15 protein-coding genes are annotated in these 17767 nt (G+C 70.8%); 4 read left to right on the top strand and 11 right to left on the bottom strand.

Features of this window, described 5'->3' with window-relative positions; translation table 11 throughout:
• The first annotated feature begins 99 nt into the window (after window positions 1–99).
• A complete protein-coding gene (locus ACH4D5_RS14360; RefSeq protein WP_398301960.1) occupies window positions 100–999 on the top strand; it encodes a D-alanyl-D-alanine carboxypeptidase family protein in 900 nt (299 codons plus the stop codon).
• A gap of 91 nt (window positions 1000–1090) precedes the next feature.
• On the opposite strand, the gene ACH4D5_RS14355 is transcribed toward ACH4D5_RS14360, so the two are convergent.
• Genes ACH4D5_RS14355 through pdhA form a run of 3 tightly spaced genes read right to left on the bottom strand, consistent with a single transcriptional unit; the run spans window position 1091 to window position 4741 of the window.
• Window positions 1091–2545, bottom strand: coding sequence for a dihydrolipoamide acetyltransferase family protein (locus ACH4D5_RS14355; protein ID WP_398301958.1), 1455 nt, complete (start codon window positions 2543–2545; stop codon window positions 1091–1093).
• 13 nt (window positions 2546–2558) lie between these two features.
• Window positions 2559–3539, bottom strand: coding sequence for an alpha-ketoacid dehydrogenase subunit beta (locus ACH4D5_RS14350; protein ID WP_398301956.1), 981 nt, complete (start codon window positions 3537–3539; stop codon window positions 2559–2561).
• 2 nt (window positions 3540–3541) lie between these two features.
• Window positions 3542–4741 carry a pyruvate dehydrogenase (acetyl-transferring) E1 component subunit alpha gene (gene pdhA, locus ACH4D5_RS14345; RefSeq protein WP_398301954.1) on the bottom strand — a complete coding sequence of 400 codons (1200 nt, stop codon included), beginning with the start codon at window positions 4739–4741 and terminating at the stop codon, window positions 3542–3544.
• 382 nt (window positions 4742–5123) lie between these two features.
• On the opposite strand from pdhA, the gene ACH4D5_RS14340 reads away from it, so the two are divergent.
• Together ACH4D5_RS14340 and ACH4D5_RS14335 are read left to right on the top strand one after the other, a co-directional pair.
• Window positions 5124–5786 (top strand): response regulator, encoded by a 663-nt coding sequence (locus ACH4D5_RS14340; protein ID WP_398301952.1) that lies wholly within the window; start codon window positions 5124–5126, stop codon window positions 5784–5786.
• 106 nt (window positions 5787–5892) lie between these two features.
• On the top strand, window positions 5893–6315 hold the full coding sequence (locus tag ACH4D5_RS14335) for a pyridoxamine 5'-phosphate oxidase family protein (RefSeq protein ID WP_398301950.1): 423 nt from the start codon (window positions 5893–5895) through the stop codon (window positions 6313–6315).
• A 38-nt stretch (window positions 6316–6353) separates the two neighbouring features.
• On the opposite strand, the gene ACH4D5_RS14330 is transcribed toward ACH4D5_RS14335, so the two are convergent.
• The gene (locus ACH4D5_RS14330; protein ID WP_398301948.1) at window positions 6354–7922 is read right to left on the bottom strand and encodes a protein kinase; all 1569 of its coding nucleotides are present in this window, start codon (window positions 7920–7922) and stop codon (window positions 6354–6356) included.
• Between the two features lie 306 nt (window positions 7923–8228).
• Between ACH4D5_RS14330 and ACH4D5_RS14325 the strand changes: the two genes are divergently transcribed.
• Window positions 8229–9899, top strand: a complete 1671-nt coding sequence (locus tag ACH4D5_RS14325; protein ID WP_398301946.1) for a protein kinase — start codon at window positions 8229–8231, stop codon at window positions 9897–9899.
• A gap of 133 nt (window positions 9900–10032) precedes the next feature.
• Here the strand turns inward: ACH4D5_RS14325 and ACH4D5_RS14320 are convergent, their stop codons facing one another.
• The 7 genes from ACH4D5_RS14320 to ACH4D5_RS14290 all read right to left on the bottom strand — a co-directional run bounded on the left by ACH4D5_RS14320 (window position 10033) and on the right by ACH4D5_RS14290 (window position 17755).
• Complete coding sequence (locus tag ACH4D5_RS14320; protein WP_398301945.1) at window positions 10033–10578, bottom strand: bacterial proteasome activator family protein; 546 nt, start codon at window positions 10576–10578, stop codon at window positions 10033–10035.
• A 65-nt stretch (window positions 10579–10643) separates the two neighbouring features.
• The gene (locus ACH4D5_RS14315) at window positions 10644–11138 is read right to left on the bottom strand and encodes a hypothetical protein (RefSeq protein ID WP_398301943.1); all 495 of its coding nucleotides are present in this window, start codon (window positions 11136–11138) and stop codon (window positions 10644–10646) included.
• A 150-nt stretch (window positions 11139–11288) separates the two neighbouring features.
• Window positions 11289–12266, bottom strand: coding sequence for an NAD(P)H-quinone oxidoreductase (locus ACH4D5_RS14310; protein WP_398301941.1), 978 nt, complete (start codon window positions 12264–12266; stop codon window positions 11289–11291).
• 193 nt (window positions 12267–12459) lie between these two features.
• Window positions 12460–13557 carry a potassium channel family protein gene (locus ACH4D5_RS14305; protein ID WP_398301940.1) on the bottom strand — a complete coding sequence of 366 codons (1098 nt, stop codon included), beginning with the start codon at window positions 13555–13557 and terminating at the stop codon, window positions 12460–12462.
• Window positions 13554–15194: a molybdopterin molybdotransferase MoeA gene (locus ACH4D5_RS14300; protein WP_398301938.1), complete on the bottom strand. Its 1641-nt coding sequence runs from the start codon at window positions 15192–15194 to the stop codon at window positions 13554–13556. The genes ACH4D5_RS14305 and ACH4D5_RS14300 overlap by 4 nt, the downstream gene beginning before the upstream one ends.
• A complete protein-coding gene (locus ACH4D5_RS14295; protein WP_398301936.1) occupies window positions 15191–16270 on the bottom strand; it encodes an NTP transferase domain-containing protein in 1080 nt (359 codons plus the stop codon). The genes ACH4D5_RS14300 and ACH4D5_RS14295 overlap by 4 nt, the downstream gene beginning before the upstream one ends.
• Before the next feature lie 90 nt (window positions 16271–16360).
• On the bottom strand, window positions 16361–17755 hold the full coding sequence (locus ACH4D5_RS14290; protein ID WP_398301935.1) for a dihydrolipoamide acetyltransferase family protein: 1395 nt from the start codon (window positions 17753–17755) through the stop codon (window positions 16361–16363).
• Window positions 17756–17767 lie beyond the last annotated feature (12 nt).

Genomic DNA, 17767 nt, shown 5'->3' with positions numbered 1-17767 from the left:
CGCGGGCGTTTCGGCACATCCATCCGGCCCTCTCACTCGTCTACTGAGTGAGCGGCACCCTCATGCAGCCGCAGCCCAGGGGCATTTGGAGTATTTAACTTGAATACCGGCATTACGGGCGTACGTCGCGCATCAGCCGTCCTCGTCACCGCGAGCGCGGTACTGGCCGGCGGCGCCCTCACCACCCCGGCGGCCCACGCGGCCGCACCCCCGAAGCCGTCCATCGTCGCCAAGGGCGGCTATGTGATGAACAACGGCAACGGAAAGACCCTCTACACCAAGGCCGCCGACACCCGTCGTTCCACCGGATCGACGACGAAGATCATGACGGCGCGTGTGGTGCTCGGCCAGCGGAACCTCAACCTGGATTCCAAGGTCAAGGTCCAGAAGGAATACAGCGACTACATCGTCCGCAACAACTACGCCTCGTCGGCCCGCCTGATCGTCGGCGACAAGGTCACCGTCCGCCAGCTCCTGTACGGGCTGATGCTGCCGTCCGGCTGCGACGCCGCGTACGCACTGGCGGACAAGTTCGGCAAGGGCACCACCCGTGCCAAGCGCGTGAAGAACTTCATCGGCCAGATGAACTCGACGGCCAGGTCCCTCGGCCTGTCCAACACGCACTTCGACTCGTTCGACGGCATCGGGCACGGCGCGAACTACTCGACGCCGCGCGACCTGACGAAGCTCGCGAGCAACGCGATGAAGTACTCCACGTTCCGCACGGTCGTGAAGACGAAGTCGACCACGCAGAAGGTCACCACGAAGTCCGGTGGCTACCGCAACATGTCGTGGTCGAACACGAACAACCTCCTCGGCTCCTACCGCGGCACCATCGGCGTGAAGACGGGCTCCGGCCCGGAGGCGAAGTACTGCCTCGTCTTCGCGGCGACCCGCAACGGCAAGACGGTCGTCGGCACGGTCCTGACCTCTTCCTCGCTGAACAACCGCACCGCGGACGCGAAGAAGCTCCTGGACTACGGCTTCAAGGTGGCGTGACACCACGAAGAACGTGAAGGGGCCTGCCGCGATCGCGCGGCAGGCCCCTTTTCATGCGTCCTTACGACGTCCGTCCTTACGACATCCGTCCTTACGCCCAGGTCATGAGCCGCTTCGGCTGCTCCAGGATCGCCGCCACGTCGGCGAGCACCTTGGAGCCCAACTCCCCGTCCACCAGACGGTGGTCGAAGGACAACGCGAGCGTCGTCACCTGGCGGGGCTTGACCTTGCCCTTGTGGACCCACGGCTGGAGCTTGATCGCGCCGACCGCGAGGATCGCGGACTCGCCCGGGTTCAGGATCGGGGTGCCCGTGTCGACGCCGAAGACGCCGACGTTCGTGATCGTCACCGTGCCGCCCTGCATGGCCGCGGGCGAGGTCTTGCCCGTCCGCGCCGTGCCGACCAACTCGCCTAGGGCCTCGGCCAGTTCGGGCAGGGTCTTGGCGTGCGCGTCCTTGATGTTCGGCACGATCAGACCGCGCGGGGTGGCCGCGGCGATGCCGAGGTTCACATAGTGCTTCTGGACGATCTCCTGGTTGGCCTCGTCCCAGGCGGCGTTGATGTCCGGGTTCCGCCTGATCGCGACCAGCAGGGCCTTGGAGATGAGCAGCAGCGGATTGACCCGCAGGCCCTCGAAGGCCTTGTCCTGCTTCAACTCCTCGACCAGCTTCATGGTCCGCGTCACGTCGACCGTCACGAACTCCGTGACGTGCGGCGCCGTGAACGCCGATTCGACCATCGCCTGCGCGGTGACCTTGCGGACGCCCTTGACCGGGATACGGGTCTCGCGGGCGGCGTCGCCGCTCACCACGGGAGCGGGAGCGGCCACCGGCGTCGGCGCGGACGTCGGCGCAGGAGCCTCCGTCACCACCGGCTGCGGGGCCGGTGCCACCGCCGCGTGCACGTCCTCGCGGGTGATGACCCCGTCGGGCCCGGACGGCGTGACCGTCGCGAGGTCCACGCCGAGGTCCTTGGCGAGCTTGCGGACGGGGGGCTTGGCGAGCGGCCGGTCGCCGTCGTGCCCGTTCAAGGACGGGGACTGCGGTGCCGGGACGGCCGGTGCCGGATCGGCCGCAGGTGCGGCGGGCGCCTCCGTCGCGGCGGGCGCCTCCGTCGCGGCGGGCTTGCGGGCGCGTCGCTTGGTGGAGGCCTCGGCGACCCCGTAACCGACCAGGACGGGCTTGCGGCCCTCCGGAGCGGCGGCCTCGGGCTCGGCGGCCTGCACCGTCTCCTGCACCGGCTCGGGCACCGCCACCTGCTCGGGCGCCGCCGAGGCATCCGCTCCGCCCGACACGTCGACTGCGATGATCACCTGGCCGACGTCGACCGTGGTGCCCTCCGGGAACCGGAGCTCGCGTACGACACCGTTGAACGGAATGGGGAGCTCGACCGCGGCCTTGGCCGTCTCGACCTCGCACACCACCTGGCCGTCGGTGACGGTGTCGCCCACCGCCACGTACCACTTGAGGATCTCCGCCTCGGTGAGTCCCTCGCCCACGTCGGGCATCTTGAACTCGGCAAGAGCTGTGTCTGTCATCGTCGTCACGACCCTCTCCCCCTCAGTACGCCAGCGAGCGGTCGACGGCGTCGAGCACCCGGTCGAGGCCCGGCAGGTACTCCTCCTCGAGCCGCGCCGGCGGATACGGCGCGTGATAGCCGCCGACCCTCAGCACGGGCGCCTCCAGGTGATAGAAGCACCGCTCGGTGATGCGCGCCGCGATCTCCGCGCCCGTGCCCAGGAAGACCGGGGCCTCGTGCACGACGACGAGCCGCCGCGTCTTCTCGACCGAGGCCTGCACGGCGTCGAAGTCGATCGGCGACATGGAGCGCAGGTCCAGGACCTCCAGGGACTTGCCCTCCTCCTCGGCGGCCGCGGCCGCCTCCAGGCAGACCTTGACCATCGGGCCGTACGCGGCGAGCGTGAGGTCGCTGCCCTCGCGGGCGACGACGGCCTTGTGCAGGGGCCCGGGGAAGGCGTCCTTGTCGACCTCGCCCTTGTCCCAATACCGCCGCTTCGGCTCGAAGAAGATCACCGGGTCGTCGCTCTGGATGGCCTGCTGCATCATCCAGTAGGCATCCGCCGAGTTCGACGGAGAGACCACCTTCAAGCCCGCCACGTGCGCGAAGAGCGCCTCGGGGGACTCGCTGTGGTGCTCGACCGCGCCGATCCCGCCGCCGTACGGAATGCGGATGACGACCGGCATCTTGATCTTGCCGAGCGCGCGGGCGTGCATCTTCGCGAGCTGCGTGACGATCTGGTCGTACGCCGGGAAGACGAAGCCGTCGAACTGGATCTCCACCACCGGGCGATACCCGCGCAGGGCGAGGCCGATGGCCGTGCCGACGATGCCGGACTCGGCGAGCGGGGTGTCGATGACCCGCTCCTCGCCGAAGTCCTTCTGCAGCCCGTCGGTGACGCGGAAGACGCCGCCGAGCTTGCCGACGTCCTCGCCCATGATGAGGACCTTGGGGTCGTTCTCCAGCGCGGTGCGCAGGGATTCGTTGATCGCCTTGGCGATGGGAAGCTTCTGGACAGCCATGGTCACTTGCCCTCCCCGCCCGCGGGGGCGTCCGCGAACGACGCCTGATAGGCGGCGAACTGGGCGCGCTCCTCGTCGACGAGCGCGTGCCCGTCCGCGTAGACATTCTCGAAGATCGCCATCAGATCCGGATCCGGCATCGCCCGCACCACCTCTCGCACTCGCTTGCCCAACGCTTCGCTCTCGTCGTCGAGTTCCGCGAAAAATCCCTCATCCGCGTGACCTTCGGACTCCAGGTAGGCCCGCAGCCGCAGGATCGGGTCCTTGGCCTCCCAGGCCACCCGCTCGTCGTCGCTGCGGTACTTGCTCGGGTCGTCGGACGTGGTGTGCGCGCCCATGCGGTACGTGAACGCCTCGATCAGCGCCGGGCCCTCGCCCGTGCGCGCCCGCTCCAGCGCCCACTTGGTGACCGCGAGACAGGCCAGCACGTCGTTGCCGTCGACCCGCACACCGGGGAAGCCGTAGCCCTGCGCGCGCTGGTAGAGCGGCACCCGGGTCTGCTTCTCGGTGGGCTCGGAGATCGCCCACTGGTTGTTCTGGCAGAAGAACACGACCGGGGCGTTGTAGACCGCGGAGAAGGTGAACGATTCGGCCACGTCGCCCTGGCTGGAAGCGCCGTCTCCGAAGTACGCGATCACGGCCGAGTCCGCGCCGTCCTTGGCCACGCCCATCGCGTAGCCGGTGGCGTGCAGGGTCTGCGAGCCGATGACGATCGTGTACAGGTGGAAATTGTTGCTGTTCGGGTCCCAGCCGCCGTTGTTCACGCCGCGGAACATGCCGAGCAGGTTCGTCGGGTCGACGCCGCGGCACCAGGCGACCCCGTGCTCGCGGTACGTGGGGAACACGTAGTCGTCGTCACGGGTGGCGCGTCCCGAGCCGATCTGGGCGGCCTCCTGGCCGAGCAGCGAGGCCCACAGGCCCAGCTCGCCCTGGCGCTGCAGGGCCGTGGCCTCGGCGTCGAAGCGGCGGGTGAGGACCATGTCGCGGTAGAGGCCGCGCAGCTCCTCGGCGGTGATGTCCGCGACGTACGCGTCGTACACCGCGTTCTTCGCGTTCTGGACCCGCTTGCCCTCGGGCGTCAGCAGTTGTACGAGCTCGGGCTCCGTGCTTTTCTGCGGCGCGGGCTTCTTGGCGCTTGCGCGCTTGCCGCCGCTGGTACTGCTGCGGCGCGGTTTGCGCGCGGCGGTGCTCTCCACGGTCACGTGTGCTCCTCCGTCGGTCCGGCCCCCGGGGTTACCGGGAAAGCCAGTACGGCTCGCCTGGTCCGTGCCCGCGCACGGGGTGGGTGCGACTCAGCCGGGAAACAGGCGTGACAGGTGTCCCGGCGAACGCCCTGCACGAAGCACGTTACCCAGTGCTTCCCATTTCTGTGAAACCCCATCTGACCTGCGAATTTACTCGGAAATCCAAGTATCTGAATGCTTGGATTTCCCAGTACATCGAGAAAAGGGGTAACACTTACTGGTCACAGCACTGATCACAGCCTGGCAGGGGGCCGGAACACCGGCACGTTATCCCGGCCACCCCGGCCATTGGAAGGGTTCCGCCCGGGCACCCGAAGAGATCGTGTGTGAGACTGGCTCCGTGCGCGAAGACGGAAAAATTACGGTTTTTCTCCTCGACGACCATGAAGTGGTCCGGCGTGGAGTCCATGAGCTGCTCTCCGTGGAGTCCGACATCGAGGTCGTCGGCGAGGCCGGCACCGCGGCAGACGCCCTGGTCAGGATCCCCGCGACCCGGCCCGACGTGGCCGTGCTCGACGTGCGCCTGCCGGACGGCAGCGGCGTGGAGGTGTGCCGCGAGATCCGTTCGCAGAACGAGGACATCAAGTGCCTGATGCTCACCTCGTTCGCCGACGACGAGGCCCTCTTCGACGCGATCATGGCCGGCGCCTCCGGCTATGTCCTCAAGGCCATCCGCGGCAATGAACTGCTCACCGCCGTGCGGGACGTCGCCGCGGGCAAGTCCCTGCTCGACCCCGTCGCCACGGCCCGGGTCCTGGAGCGGCTGCGCGACGGCAACAACGCCAAGGGCGACGACCGGCTCGCCAACCTCACCGACCAGGAGCGGAAGATCCTCGACCTGATCGGCGAGGGCCTGACCAACCGCGTGATCGGCGAGCGGCTGCACCTGGCCGAGAAGACGATCAAGAATTACGTCTCCAGCCTGCTGTCCAAGCTGGGCATGGAGCGACGCTCCCAGGCGGCCGCCTATGTGGCGCGCATGCAGGCGGAGAAGCAGCACTGAGCAGGTGATCCGCCGGGCCGGGCGGCTTGACCAGGGACTTACGTCCCCGCTTCATGAGGGCGGGGTCCTCTTTTCCTGCGCCCCGCCCATGAACCATGGTGGGGAAATGCCCACCGATGACGAGCTGGCCCTCGAACTGCTCGGCCGCACCGACTACGGCCGAGTGGCGACCAGCATGCGCGCGCTGCCCTTCCTCGCGGTCGCCCGGCACATCGTGGCGGACCGGAAGGTACTGCTCCGTATGCACCGGGGATACGGCTACCACCAGGCCTGCGCCGGCAGCGTCGTCGCGTACGGCGCGGACAACCTCAACGTGACCAGCGTGCGCGACCTCCGCTGGACCGTGCAGCTCGTCGGCCTCTGCGAGGCGGTCGAGCCGACCACGGCGGAACTGGACCTCTTCGGCCCCGGGCCGCGCTTCGTGGACGGCGAACTCTTCGACCCGGTGTACCTGCGCATCGAGCCGCAGTTCTGCACGGTCCACACCCTGCGGGCGGGCGAGGACCGGCACCTTCAGCACGTGCTGTAGACCCCGGGCCGCCGCAGGATCGTCTGCCCCTCAGGGGGTCAGAGACCGCCGCCCCCGTTGTCGCCCCCGCCGTTCTCAGCACCCTCGTCGTCGCCCTCCGGCGGCGTCGGGTCCTGGGAGGGCTGCGTCGGGTCCTGGGTGGGCGTCGTCGGGTCCTCGGTGGGCTGCGTCGGGTCCTGAGTGGGCGTCGTCGGGTCGTCGGTCGGCCGGGACGGGTTGCCCGTCGGTCCTGTCGGATTGGTCGGCTGGTTCGTCGGCGGGTCGTAGTCCGTCTCGCCGCCGGTGCCGGTGCCCGGGTCCTCCGTCTCGTCCGACGTCTTCTCGTCCGCGCTCTTGCTCGGCTCCTTCGACTGCGACTGCTTCGTCGCGGGAGTCTTCGGCGGGTCCTTCTTCTCCTTGTTGTCGCTCGCGTTCAGCGCGAAGGCGACACCCACCGCGATCGCGATGATCGCGAGCACGGCGAAGAGCAACATCTTGCCGCGGCCGCCCTTGCCGCCGCGCGGCCCGCCGTCGAAGCCGCCGTCGTCGCCCGGCGGACGCAGCATGGGGCTCGGGATCTGCGCGGTCCCGGAGTCCGGGTGCGCCATCGCGGTGGTGCCCGCGACGCCCATGGCGGAGGTGTGGCCGCCCTCGTGCATCTCGACGGGTCCCGTGTTCCAGGTGCCCGTGTGGCTGCCCTGCTCGTTCAGCATCTGCAGCCCGTACTGGACGAGGCCGCGCATCTCCTCGGCGGTCTGGAACCGGTCGTCCGGGTCCTTCGCGAGGGAGCGCATGACGAGCCCGTCCAGCTCCGGAGGCGCCGCGTCCGAGACCTGGGACGGCGGCACGGCCTGGTCCTGGACGTGCTGGTAGACCACGGAGAGCGGCGTCTCACCGGTGAACGGGGGCCGCAGCGCGAGCAGCTCGTAGAGGAGACAGCCGGTCGCGTACAGGTCGGACCGGTGGTCGACGGCCTTGCCGAGCGCCTGCTCGGGCGACAGGTACTGGGGCGTGCCCATGACCATGCCGGTCTGCGTCATCGTCGACTGCGCGCCGTGCAGGGCGCGCGCGATGCCGAAGTCCATCACCTTCACCGCGCCGGTGTTGGTGATGATCACGTTCGCGGGCTTGATGTCGCGGTGCACGATGCCGTGCTGGTGCGAATACGCCAGCGCTTCGAGCACGCCCGACACGATGATCAGGGCCTGTTCCGGACCCGGCGCCTCCGCATTCAGCAGCAGATCGCGGATCGTCCGGCCCTCGACGATCTCCATGACGATGTACGGGACGACGCTCGGCCCGACGACGTCTTCACCGGAGTCGTACACCGCGACCACGGCGTGGTGGTTCAGACCGGCGACGGACTGCGCCTCACGCGTGAAACGGGCCTTGGAGACCGGGTCCTCGGCGAGGTCGGAGCGGAGCAGCTTGACCGCGACCGTACGCCCGAGACGTACGTCCTCGGCAGCGAAGACCTCGGCCATGCCGCCCCGGCCGAGTCTGTGCGTCAGCCGGTACCGGCCGTCACCCACAAGCCCGCCGTTGCCCCACAATTCAGGCGCGTCTGACATACCGCCGCCAGTCGCCTCGGGGTCGGACGGGCCCTGAGCGCGCTGCGTCTGTGCCATCAGTCCTCGCCGTCGTTTCTGGTCGTGGTACTTGGTACTGAGTACGTCGCGGTACGGGGTACTCCGACGGGCCACGCTACAGCCTTCGCGCCACCCGCCGGTTCGAGGTGGACCGGACATCAAAGCCGTCCGGGGGTCCCGCGCGCAAACTTGTAACGCTTCCGAGACGCTTCTTGCGCGTACGGTCACGGAACGGGCACCGAGCTTGACGCGTCATCGTCCTCGGGCAGACTTGGCCTGGAATAGCGGTTATCGATCACCAGCCGCGGAGCCGTCCGGCGGCCGCGCCAATGGGGGACGCACGAGATGAGCAGCCAGGACGGCGCACAGGGGCGGTACGCGGGGCGTTCGCTGGCCGGTGGCCGCTACCAACTGCGCGATCTGCTCGGCGAGGGCGGCATGGCGTCGGTGCACCTCGCCTACGACACCGTGCTCGACCGCCAGGTCGCGATCAAGACGCTGCACACCGAGCTCGGCCGTGAACAGTCCTTCCGCGAGCGCTTCCGCCGCGAGGCCCAGTCGGTGGCGAAGCTCACTCACACGAACATCGTGTCGGTCTTCGACACCGGCGAGGACGACCTCGACGGCACGACCATGCCGTACATCGTCATGGAGTACGTCGAGGGCAAGCCGCTCGGCTCCGTGCTCGACGCGTCCGTCACGCAGTTCGGCGCGATGCCCACCGACCAGGCGCTGAAGATCACCGCCGATGTGCTCGCCGCGCTGGAGATCAGCCACGAGATGGGCCTGGTCCACCGCGACATCAAGCCGGGCAACGTCATGATGACCAAGCGCAACGTCGTGAAGGTCATGGACTTCGGCATCGCCCGCGCCATGCAGTCCGGCGTCACCTCCATGACGCAGACCGGCATGGTCGTCGGCACCCCGCAGTACCTCTCCCCGGAGCAGGCCCTCGGCCGCGGCGTCGACGCGCGCTCCGACCTGTACTCCGTCGGCATCATGCTGTTCCAGCTGACCACCGGCCGGCTGCCGTTCGAGGCGGACTCGCCGCTGGCCATCGCGTACGCGCACGTCCAGGAGGAGCCGGTCGCCCCCTCCTCGATCAACCGTGCCCTGCCGCCCGCGGTGGACGCGATCGTCGCCCGCGCGCTCAAGAAGAACCCGAATGAGCGTTTCCCGACCGCCGAGGCCATGCGCGACGAGTGCCTGCGCGTCGCCCAGTCCCTCCAGGCGGCGGCCCCCAGCATCGTGCCGGGTGTGCAGACGTCGAGCGGCGCGGGCGTCGGTTCCGCGGTCTTCCCGCCGGTCGACACCTCGATGCCGCAGCAGAGCGGTGGCGTCCAGACGCCGTACCAGCCGGGTCAGCTGGGACAGCAGGGGCAGTCGGGGCAGTACGGTCCGTCGACGCCCGCGCCCACCCCGACGCCCGGTTACGGCTACCCGCAGCAGGGCGGCTACCAGACGCCGGCTCCCGCCAACGCGTACGCCCCGCAGCAGGGCGCGCACACCCCGCCCCCGTACAACCTCTCGCCGCAGCCGGCCACGGCGACGTCACCGTCCTCGGGCGGCCGGGGCGGCGGCAAGCGCAAGAACATGCCGGTGATCGTCGGCTCGATCGTCGTCGCGCTCCTCGCCATCGGCGGCCTGATCACCGCCGTCTCGCTCAGCGGCGGTGACGACGGCGGCAAGGAAGCCTCCGACGACAAGTCGAAGCAGCCGGTTGCGGGACACAAGGGCCCCAACCGGAACATGACGATGGAAACCGACGAGTGCACCGAGCCCGACGTGGGCTACAACGACGAGGAAAAGATCAAGGTCCCGGACTTCACGTTCAAGGACTGGAGGTCCGTCCTCTCGTGCCTCCAGGCGGCCGGCTGGAGCTTCGACAAGCGCAAGGTCAATGAGAACGCCTACGGCGAGGACACGGTCATGCGGCAGACCCCGAAGGAAGGCACGGAGGTCGACCCGAAGGGCCTGGAGATCCAGTTCGACGTCTCGACGGGCAACCCCGCGTAACGGGTTCCGCTCACTCTTCTACGCCGAGGGGCTCGGTACGCGGGATGCGTACCGAGCCCCTCGGCGTAGCTGTTCGTGCGTGCGGGCAGGCGTGGTGCGGGCGTGGGCGTGTGGCGTGGGCCGTGTGGGCCGACTACAGGTACGGGCCTCCCGTACGACCCGCGATGCCGCCGCTCTCGTCCTCCTCGTCGCCGCCGCCCATGCCGGGCGGCAGCGCCCTGCGCATCGACTCCAGCTGCGCCCGCGCCGCCATCTGCTGCGCGAACAGCGTCGTCTGGATCCCGTGGAAGAGGCCTTCCAGCCAGCCGACCAGCTGCGCCTGCGCGATCCGCAGCTCCGCGTCGCTCGGCGTCGCCTCCTCGGTGAAGGGCAGGGAAAGCCGCTCCAGCTCCTCGACCAGCTCGGGGGCGAGGCCGTCCTCGAGCTCCTTGACCGAGCTCGCGTGGATCTCCTTGAGGCGGACCCGGCTCGCCTCGTCGAGAGGAGCCGCCCGCACCTCCTCGAGCAGCTGCTTGATCATGCTGCCGATGCGCATCACCTTGGCCGGCTGTTCGACCATCTCCGTCACCGGGACCTCGCGGGATTCGTCGTCTCCGCCACCACCGAGAGCCATTCCGTCCTGGCCCACGACCAGGACCTGGGGGCTCTCCGGCGACCGTTCGTTCCTCGGCATCTCCATGCCGCCATTCTCTCGCACGCGTACATCACACATCGGTGGTGCCCCCGTACGGGACTGATCCACCCTCAGCCGCGGCGCAGCCGCAGACCGAGGAAGCCGAGGCCGAGGCCGATGAGGACCAGGCCCGCGCCGAGGGGCAGGACGCGGAGGTTCGGCAGGACGGGCCCGACGGGCGGCTGCCCCGCGGGCTCGAACGCGGAGTCCCGGTGCGCCGCCGGAGTCGGCATCGGCTGCTGCGGGGGCGGGGGGATCCGGGGCGGGCTGTAGGGCCGGGGCGGCAGGTCGGGGGGCAGCGGCTGGGCCCGCCCGGGCCGCTCGCGGCCCTCGCCGGGACGGCTCCCGGCGCGGGACGTCTCGTCGACGCTGGTGACGGGATGCCTGGGCGGGGCGTCGGCCGCGTACGAGACGAGGCCGGGAAACGCCGCCGCCAGGACCGCGCACAGCGCCACGACGAGGAGGACGGGGCGACGGATCGCCCAGGAAGCCTGCACCGAGCTGACCCCCTCCCGCTGCCGGGTCGCCGAGATCAAGGCCGGGCCGCCGAGATCAAGAAGGATCACTGCACCAGCATCAAGCGTCACATGGCGCTACGGATCCGGCATCTCGGCGCTACGAGTCCGGTAACTGGGCGCTACGAATCCGGCATCTCGGCCCGGCGACCCGGCATCTCGGCCCGGCGGCCTGGGGCACTCGACCTTGCGGCCGAGGGGCTACCGGGTGAGGAGCACCTTGCCGATGTGGCTGCTCTCCTCCAGGACCCGGTGTGCCGCCGCCGCGTCGCTCATCGGCACCGTCCGGTCGACAATGGGCCGCACGTGTCCCCCGCCGATCAGCGGCCACACGTGCTCCCGCACCGCCGCGACGATGGAGGCCTTCTCTGCGGCCGGACGACCGCGCAGGGAGGTCGCGGTGACGGCGCCCCGCTTGTTGAGGAGCGCGCCGATGTTCAGCTCACCCTTGGCGCCGCCCTGCATGCCGATGATGGCGAGCCTGCCGTTGACGGCGAGGGCCTTGACGTTCCGGTCCAGGTACTTCGCGCCCATGTTGTCGAGGATGACGTCCACGCCCGCGCCGCCCGTGGCCCGCTCGATCTCCTCGACGAAGTCCTGCTCACGGTAGTTGATCAGGACGTCCGCCCCGAGGTCACCGCAGAACGCGAGCTTCTCCTTGCTGCCCGCCGTCACGGCGACCTTCGCTCCGACGGCCTTGGCCAGCTGGATCGCCATGGTGCCGATGCCGCTGGAACCGCCGTGCGCGAGCAGCGTCTCGCCCGGCCGCAGGTGGGCGATCATGAAGACGTTGGACCAGACCGTCGAGGTCACCTCGGGCAGCGCGGCCGCCGTGACGAGGTCGACGCCGTCGGGCACGGGCATCAGCTGACCGGCCGGCACGACGACCCGCTCCGCGTATCCGCCGCCCGAGAGCAGCGCGCACACCTCGTCGCCGACCGCCCAGCCGGAGACACCGGGGCCGAGCGCGGCGATCCGGCCCGAGCACTCCAGGCCGGGATACGGGGAGGCGCCGGGCGGCGGGTTGTAGAACCCCTGCCGCTGCAGCAGATCGGCGCGGTTCACGGCGCTCGCCACGACGTCGACGAGCACCTCGCCCTCACCGGGCACTGGGTCGGACACGTCGGCCCACACGAGCGCTTCAGGACCACCGGGTTCGGGAATCGTGATCGCATACATACGGCCGAGGCTACTCGCGTCGTCCCACCCCGCATCCGGCACGCACCCGCCTGCGCCGGTGCGCGCAGGCGGCGGCAGGTCGTGGCGGGTTCTGGCAGGTCCTGGCAGGCGCTTCAGGTTCGGGGCGACCGGCGTGGTCGCGTCAGGCACGTGTCACGCCGGGTCACGCCGGGTCAGGCCGGGTCAGGCCGTGTCAGTTCGGTGGCAGGGGCTTGAGGTCCGGGGCGACCGTCGTGCCGGGGGAGGCACGGACGATGGTGATCAGACGGTCCGTCAACTGCAGCTTGCCGACCGCCGGATCGTCGTACCCAAGGACACGATGCCCACGTACGACGCTCACCACCAGGTCGTCCGTCTCCCGCACGCTGCGCCCCACCTCGGCCTTTATCACCGGCCGCTCGACGAGATCGAGCCCGCTGCCCTGCTGGATCAGGTCCTCCATGACCATGCCCGCGCTCGGGCTGAGCACGGAGAGCCCGAGCAGCCGGCCCGCCGCACTGGCGCTGGTGATCACGGCGTCCGCGCCGGACTGGCGGAGCAGCGGCGCGTTCTCCTCCTCGCGGACCGCCGCCACGATCTTCGCCCCGCGGTTCAGCTGGCGGGCGGTGAGGGCGACCAGCACCGCCGTGTCGTCGCGCTGTGTCGCGATGATGATCTGGCGGGCCCGCTGCACCTCGGCGCGGAGGAGCACGTCGCTGCGCGTCGCGTCGCCGATGACGCCCGCGTACCCCTCCGCCGTGGCCGCGTCGACGACCTTCGCGCTGGGGTCGACGACCACGATCTGGTCCGGCTTCAGGCCGGTGGCGCAGACGGTCTGGATCGCGGAGCGACCCTTCGTACCGAAGCCGACGACAACAGTGTGTTCACGCAAGTTGGACCTCCAGCGGGACAGACGCCATTCCTCGCGCGTCCGTTCCGTGAGCACTTCGAGGGTGGTGCCGACCAGGATGATCAGGAAGAGCACGCGCAGCGGCGTGACCAGGAGGATGTTGGTGAGCCGGGCGCTGTCGCTGTACGGGACGATGTCGCCGTAACCGGTGGTGGAGAGCGTGACCGTCGCGTAGTACGCGGAGTCGAGGAAGTCGACGTGCTGGTCCGAGTTGTCGTGGTACCCGCTGCGGTCCATCCAGACGAGGCACGTCGTCAGGGCGAGCACCAACAGCGCCATCGCGAGACGCCGGGTGACCTGCCGCAGCGGCCGCACGACCGCGCGCTGGGGCAGCTTGATCCGGTATGTCGCGTGGTGCTCGTCGGGGTGACGCGCGATGGCGTCATGCCCGGGCAGTTTCACGTGAAACGCTCCTTGCCGTCGTCTACGGCTTCTTCGGGTCCGGTGGTGGTGCCTGTTGGGGTGCCGGGCCCGCCCACTTCGAACAGCCCACCGTACAAATCGGTGTCCCCGCCCGCGCCCACGTCCGGCACTGCCCACGGCAGGTCCAGGACTTCCAACTCCTGTCCCCTGCGCGCCCCGCCGGGCGGCACGACCGCGAGCCCGTCGGCCGCCGCGATGCCGCGCAGCATCGCCGGGCCGTTGAAGTGCAGCGGCACGGCCAGGTCACCGCGCAGGGCGACGGGGACGAGGCGGGTGTCGTACGGGTGCCCTTGGACGTCGTCGCGCACGGGCGCGGTGTACGTCGAGGGGCCGCCGCAGCCGGCCGGGCGTCCGGAGAGCGTGCGGAGCAGGGGCTCGGCGAGGGTCAGCAGCCCGGACACGGCGGCGAGCGGGTTGCCGGGCAGACCGACGAGGTGCTGTCCCTGCCGGGTGCGGGCCAGCAGCATGGGGTGCCCGGGCCGCACCGCGACCCCGTCCACGAGCAGGTCGGCGCCGATCCGGCGCAGGGTCGGGTGCACGTGGTCGACGGGTCCCGACGCGGTGCCGCCCGTCGTGACGATCAGGTCGGCGGTGGACTCGGTGATCGCCCGGTGGAGCGCCTCGGCGTCGTCCCCGAGGCGCCGGACAGCGGTCACTTCGGCACCGAGAGAGTGCAGCCAGGGCGGCAGCATGGGGCCGAGCGCGTCACGGATGAGGCCGCCGTGCGGGAGGCCCTCCGTCAGCAACTCGTCGCCGAGGATGAGGACTTCGGCGCGGGGCCTGCGGACCACCGGCAGCGTGTCGTACCCGGCGGCGGCGGCCAGGCCGAGCACGGCGGGCGTCACCAGGGCGCCGACCGGCAGAAGGCGGTCTCCGGAGCGGCACTCCTGGCCGCGCGGACGGATGTCCTGGCCGGGGACGACCTCGCGCAGGGCGTGGAGCCTGCCCTTGTCGTCGATCCGGCCGTGCTCGCTGCGCAGCACCGCGGTGGCGTCCTGCGGGATGCGGGCGCCCGTGGCGATGCGTACGGCCTCTCCGTCGGTGAGCGCCTCGGGGCGGCCATGTCCGGCGAGGATGCCGTCGGCGCGCCCGTCGGCCCGTACGTGCCAGGGGCCAGGGCCCGCGACGACCCAGCCGTCCATGGCGGAGGTGTCGAAGGACGGCAGGTCCGTCAGGGCGGTGAGCGGCGCGGCGAGGATCAGGCCGAGGGCCCGGTGCAGGGGGGCCGTGACGGGATCGCTCCCGGGGCGCGGTGCGGCCCGCTCGGCACGAGCGCGTGCGGCGGGCCACGGCGTGATGTCGCGGTGTTTGTCGTCGCCGGGGGTGGCGGGGGCGCCGGACCGGGTGGCGGGGGCGGGCCGGGTGGTGGCGGGGGTGGGTGCCGCAGCCCGTGGCCCTGACGCGGGCTCGGAGCCCGGGCCCGGGCCCGAGGGCGAGGCTGCTGATGCCGATGCGGAGGCCGATGCCGATGTGGAGGCGGATGCCGATGCCGATGCGGAGGTCGGCCGGGAAGCGTAGGACGGTCGGGAAGCGGCGTCGGCGTGGCCGGCGCGAGCCCCGTTCACGAGGGCAAGCGCCTCTTCGAGCTCGGCGTCCGGCGCGGGCTGCCCGGTCATCCGGCGTCCGGAGGCGTACGGGAGGCGTCGGGCTCCGCGTCCTGCCGGTCCTCGTCCGCCCAGCGGGCCGCGAGCGCCGCGGCCTTGCGCGTCGCCTCGGCCACCGCCTCCGCACCGCCGGCCGTGCCACCCGTGGCGGAGGCCCGCGCGGCCGCCTGCGCCGCCGCGTACCCGACGAGGAACGTGGTCAGCGGTGCCGCCGGCCTGGCCACGCCGTGCGCGGCGTCGCGAGCGAGGTCGAGGAGGGCGCCGGTGTCGACGTCCAGTTCGATGCCCAGCTCGTCCTTGACTGCGGAAATCCATTCATCCAACACGTTGCCATGCTCCCTGATACGCGCCCGGGCGGTGGCAATGTCGTCCCAGGTGTCGCAGTCGAAAGCGGCGACGGGGTCGGCGACCCGCGTGAGGTCGAGCCGCACGGTGAGCCGCCGCAACGGCATCCCGGCGAGCGCCCCGCTTTCCCTGTGAGGGTCAGTGCTCACCCTGTGAGGGTCGGTGCTCGCCCTGCGAGGGCCAGCGCTCTCCCTGTGAGGGTCAGCGTCCACCCCGCGAGGGTCAGCGACGTCCCGGGCGTCAGCGGCATCATGAGCGATCGCCGCGATCTCCCGCCGCAGGGCGTCCCGCCGATAGGCCGCGACGAGCGGCTGGTCACGGCCGTCGGGGTCGGTGAGGACCGCCCCGTCCGCGCCACTCTCGTCGAGGGCGGCGAGGAGGCTTCGTACGGTCTCCGCGCCCAGGAACGGCAGGTCGGCGGAGAGCACCACCACGCGCTCCGCCACGGCGTGCCGGAGCCCCGCGTCGAGCGCGGCCAAGGGGCCACCACCCGCGGGCTCCTCGCGCGCCCACACCACGGGGCGCGCGGTCGGCCTCGGCGCGGCGACGACGACGGTGGTCCCGGCACCGGAACAGGCTGCCAGGACACGGTCGATCAACGTCCGGCCCCCGACCCGCACCCCCGGCTTGTCCGCACCGCCGAGCCGCGCGGCGCCGCCCCCGGCGAGCACGACGGCGTCGTACGGCCGGGCCTGGGCGTACGGCCCAGACTCGGCGTACGGTCCGGCCTCGTTTCTGGTCACCCTCCGAGTATGGGCGCCCGAAGGATCATTGACACCCCTGAAAAATGCCCTAGGGGAAAGGCTCTTGCGTCACTCAGGCGCGCGGCCTGCTCACACCGACCGCAACAACACCGCCGGCTGCTCGACGCAGTCCGCCACATAGCGCAGGAACCCGCCCGCCGTACCGCCGTCGCACACCCGGTGGTCGAAGGTGAGCGACAGCTGCACCACGTGCCGCACCGCCAACTCCCCTTGGTGCACCCACGGCTTGGGCACGATGCGGCCGACACCGAGCATGGCCGCCTCGGGGTGGTTGATGATCGGCGTGGAACCGTCGACCCCGAACACGCCGTAGTTGTTGAGCGTGAAGGTCCCTCCGGTGAGCTCGCCCGGGGTCAGCGTGCCCGCCCGCGCGCACTCCGTGAGCCGGATCAGCTCCGCGTTGATCGATTCCGTCGACCGTGACTGTGAGTGCCGCACCACGGGGACGACCAGCCCCCGCTGGGTCTGCGCGGCGAAGCCGAGGTGGATGTCGGCGAACTGCCGCACCTCCCGCGCCTCCATGTCGACGGAGGAGTTGAGCTGGGGGAACCGGGTCAGAGCGGCGACGCTGATACGGGCGAGCAGCGCGAGCAGCGACACCTTCTGGCTGCCGTCGCGCTCCGTCATCGCCGCGTTCATCGCCTTGCGGGCCGCCAGCAGCTCCGTCGCGTCGGCGTCGACCCAGCAGGTCGCCTCCGGTATCTCGCGTCGGCTGCGGGCCATCTTGTCCGCGACCAGGCCCCGGATGCCGGTCAGCGGGTGCCGGGATTCGAGGCCCGCCTTCCGCGGCTCCTCGCCCGCCTCCACCTGGTGGCGCGCCTCGGCCCGCCCCGCGCGGATCTGCTCGTCGTCCGCGCGGACCGCCGCCTTGATCATCGGGCGCCTGCCGGCGGCGATGGCCGACTCGACATCGGCCCGCGTGATCAGCCCGTCCGGCCCCGAACCCACCAGGCTCCGCAGCTCGACCCCGTTCTCCCGCGCCAACTTCCGTACGAGAGGGGAGATCACCGGAACGGGCCCGTCCGAGGAAACCGGGGACGGCTCCGGCGAAGCGGACTGCATCGGCTGCACCGACTGCACCGGCTGCACGGGCCGCACCCTCCTGCGGCGCGCCGGCGCCGCCCCCGTGCCGTACCCGACCAGCACGTTCCCCGAGGACTCCTCGGCGGCCGTCTGCAGTGCCCGCTCGGCGGGCTCCTCAGGGGCCCGGGAACCGGCCGTCTCCGCCGGGGCACCCACCGCCACCGTCAACAGAGGTGCTCCCACCGGCAGTTCCGCGCCCTCCTCGCCGAAGCGGGCCGTGACCACACCTCCGTAGGGACACGGCACCTCGACCATCGCCTTGGCCGTCTCGACCTCGACGACCGGCTGGTCCACGGCGACGACGTCACCGACCTCGACGAGCCAACGGACGATCTCCGCCTCCGTCAGCCCCTCCCCGAGGTCGGGCAGTTTGAATTCCATACTGTTCACATC

The organism is Streptomyces sp. NPDC018029, from assembly GCF_044327655.1.
GTDB lineage: Bacteria > Actinomycetota > Actinomycetes > Streptomycetales > Streptomycetaceae > Streptomyces.
Note: the sequence above shows the minus strand (reverse complement) of the source record. Positions and strands in the feature narration are given on the sequence as shown.

What these genes read in the sequence shown, in the direction of transcription:
- ACH4D5_RS14350 (WP_398301956.1), bottom strand. Translation starts at nt 3,539, where the DNA reads ATGGCTGTCCAGAAGCTTCCCATCGCCAAGGCGATCAACGAATCCCTG.
- ACH4D5_RS14335 (WP_398301950.1), top strand. Translation starts at nt 5,893, where the DNA reads ATGCCCACCGATGACGAGCTGGCCCTCGAACTGCTCGGCCGCACCGAC.
- ACH4D5_RS14330 (WP_398301948.1), bottom strand. Translation starts at nt 7,922, where the DNA reads ATGGCACAGACGCAGCGCGCTCAGGGCCCGTCCGACCCCGAGGCGACT.
- ACH4D5_RS14325 (WP_398301946.1), top strand. Translation starts at nt 8,229, where the DNA reads ATGAGCAGCCAGGACGGCGCACAGGGGCGGTACGCGGGGCGTTCGCTG.
- ACH4D5_RS14320 (WP_398301945.1), bottom strand. Translation starts at nt 10,578, where the DNA reads ATGGAGATGCCGAGGAACGAACGGTCGCCGGAGAGCCCCCAGGTCCTG.
- ACH4D5_RS14310 (WP_398301941.1), bottom strand. Translation starts at nt 12,266, where the DNA reads ATGTATGCGATCACGATTCCCGAACCCGGTGGTCCTGAAGCGCTCGTG.
- ACH4D5_RS14300 (WP_398301938.1), bottom strand. Translation starts at nt 15,194, where the DNA reads ATGACCGGGCAGCCCGCGCCGGACGCCGAGCTCGAAGAGGCGCTTGCC.
- ACH4D5_RS14290 (WP_398301935.1), bottom strand. Translation starts at nt 17,755, where the DNA reads ATGGAATTCAAACTGCCCGACCTCGGGGAGGGGCTGACGGAGGCGGAG.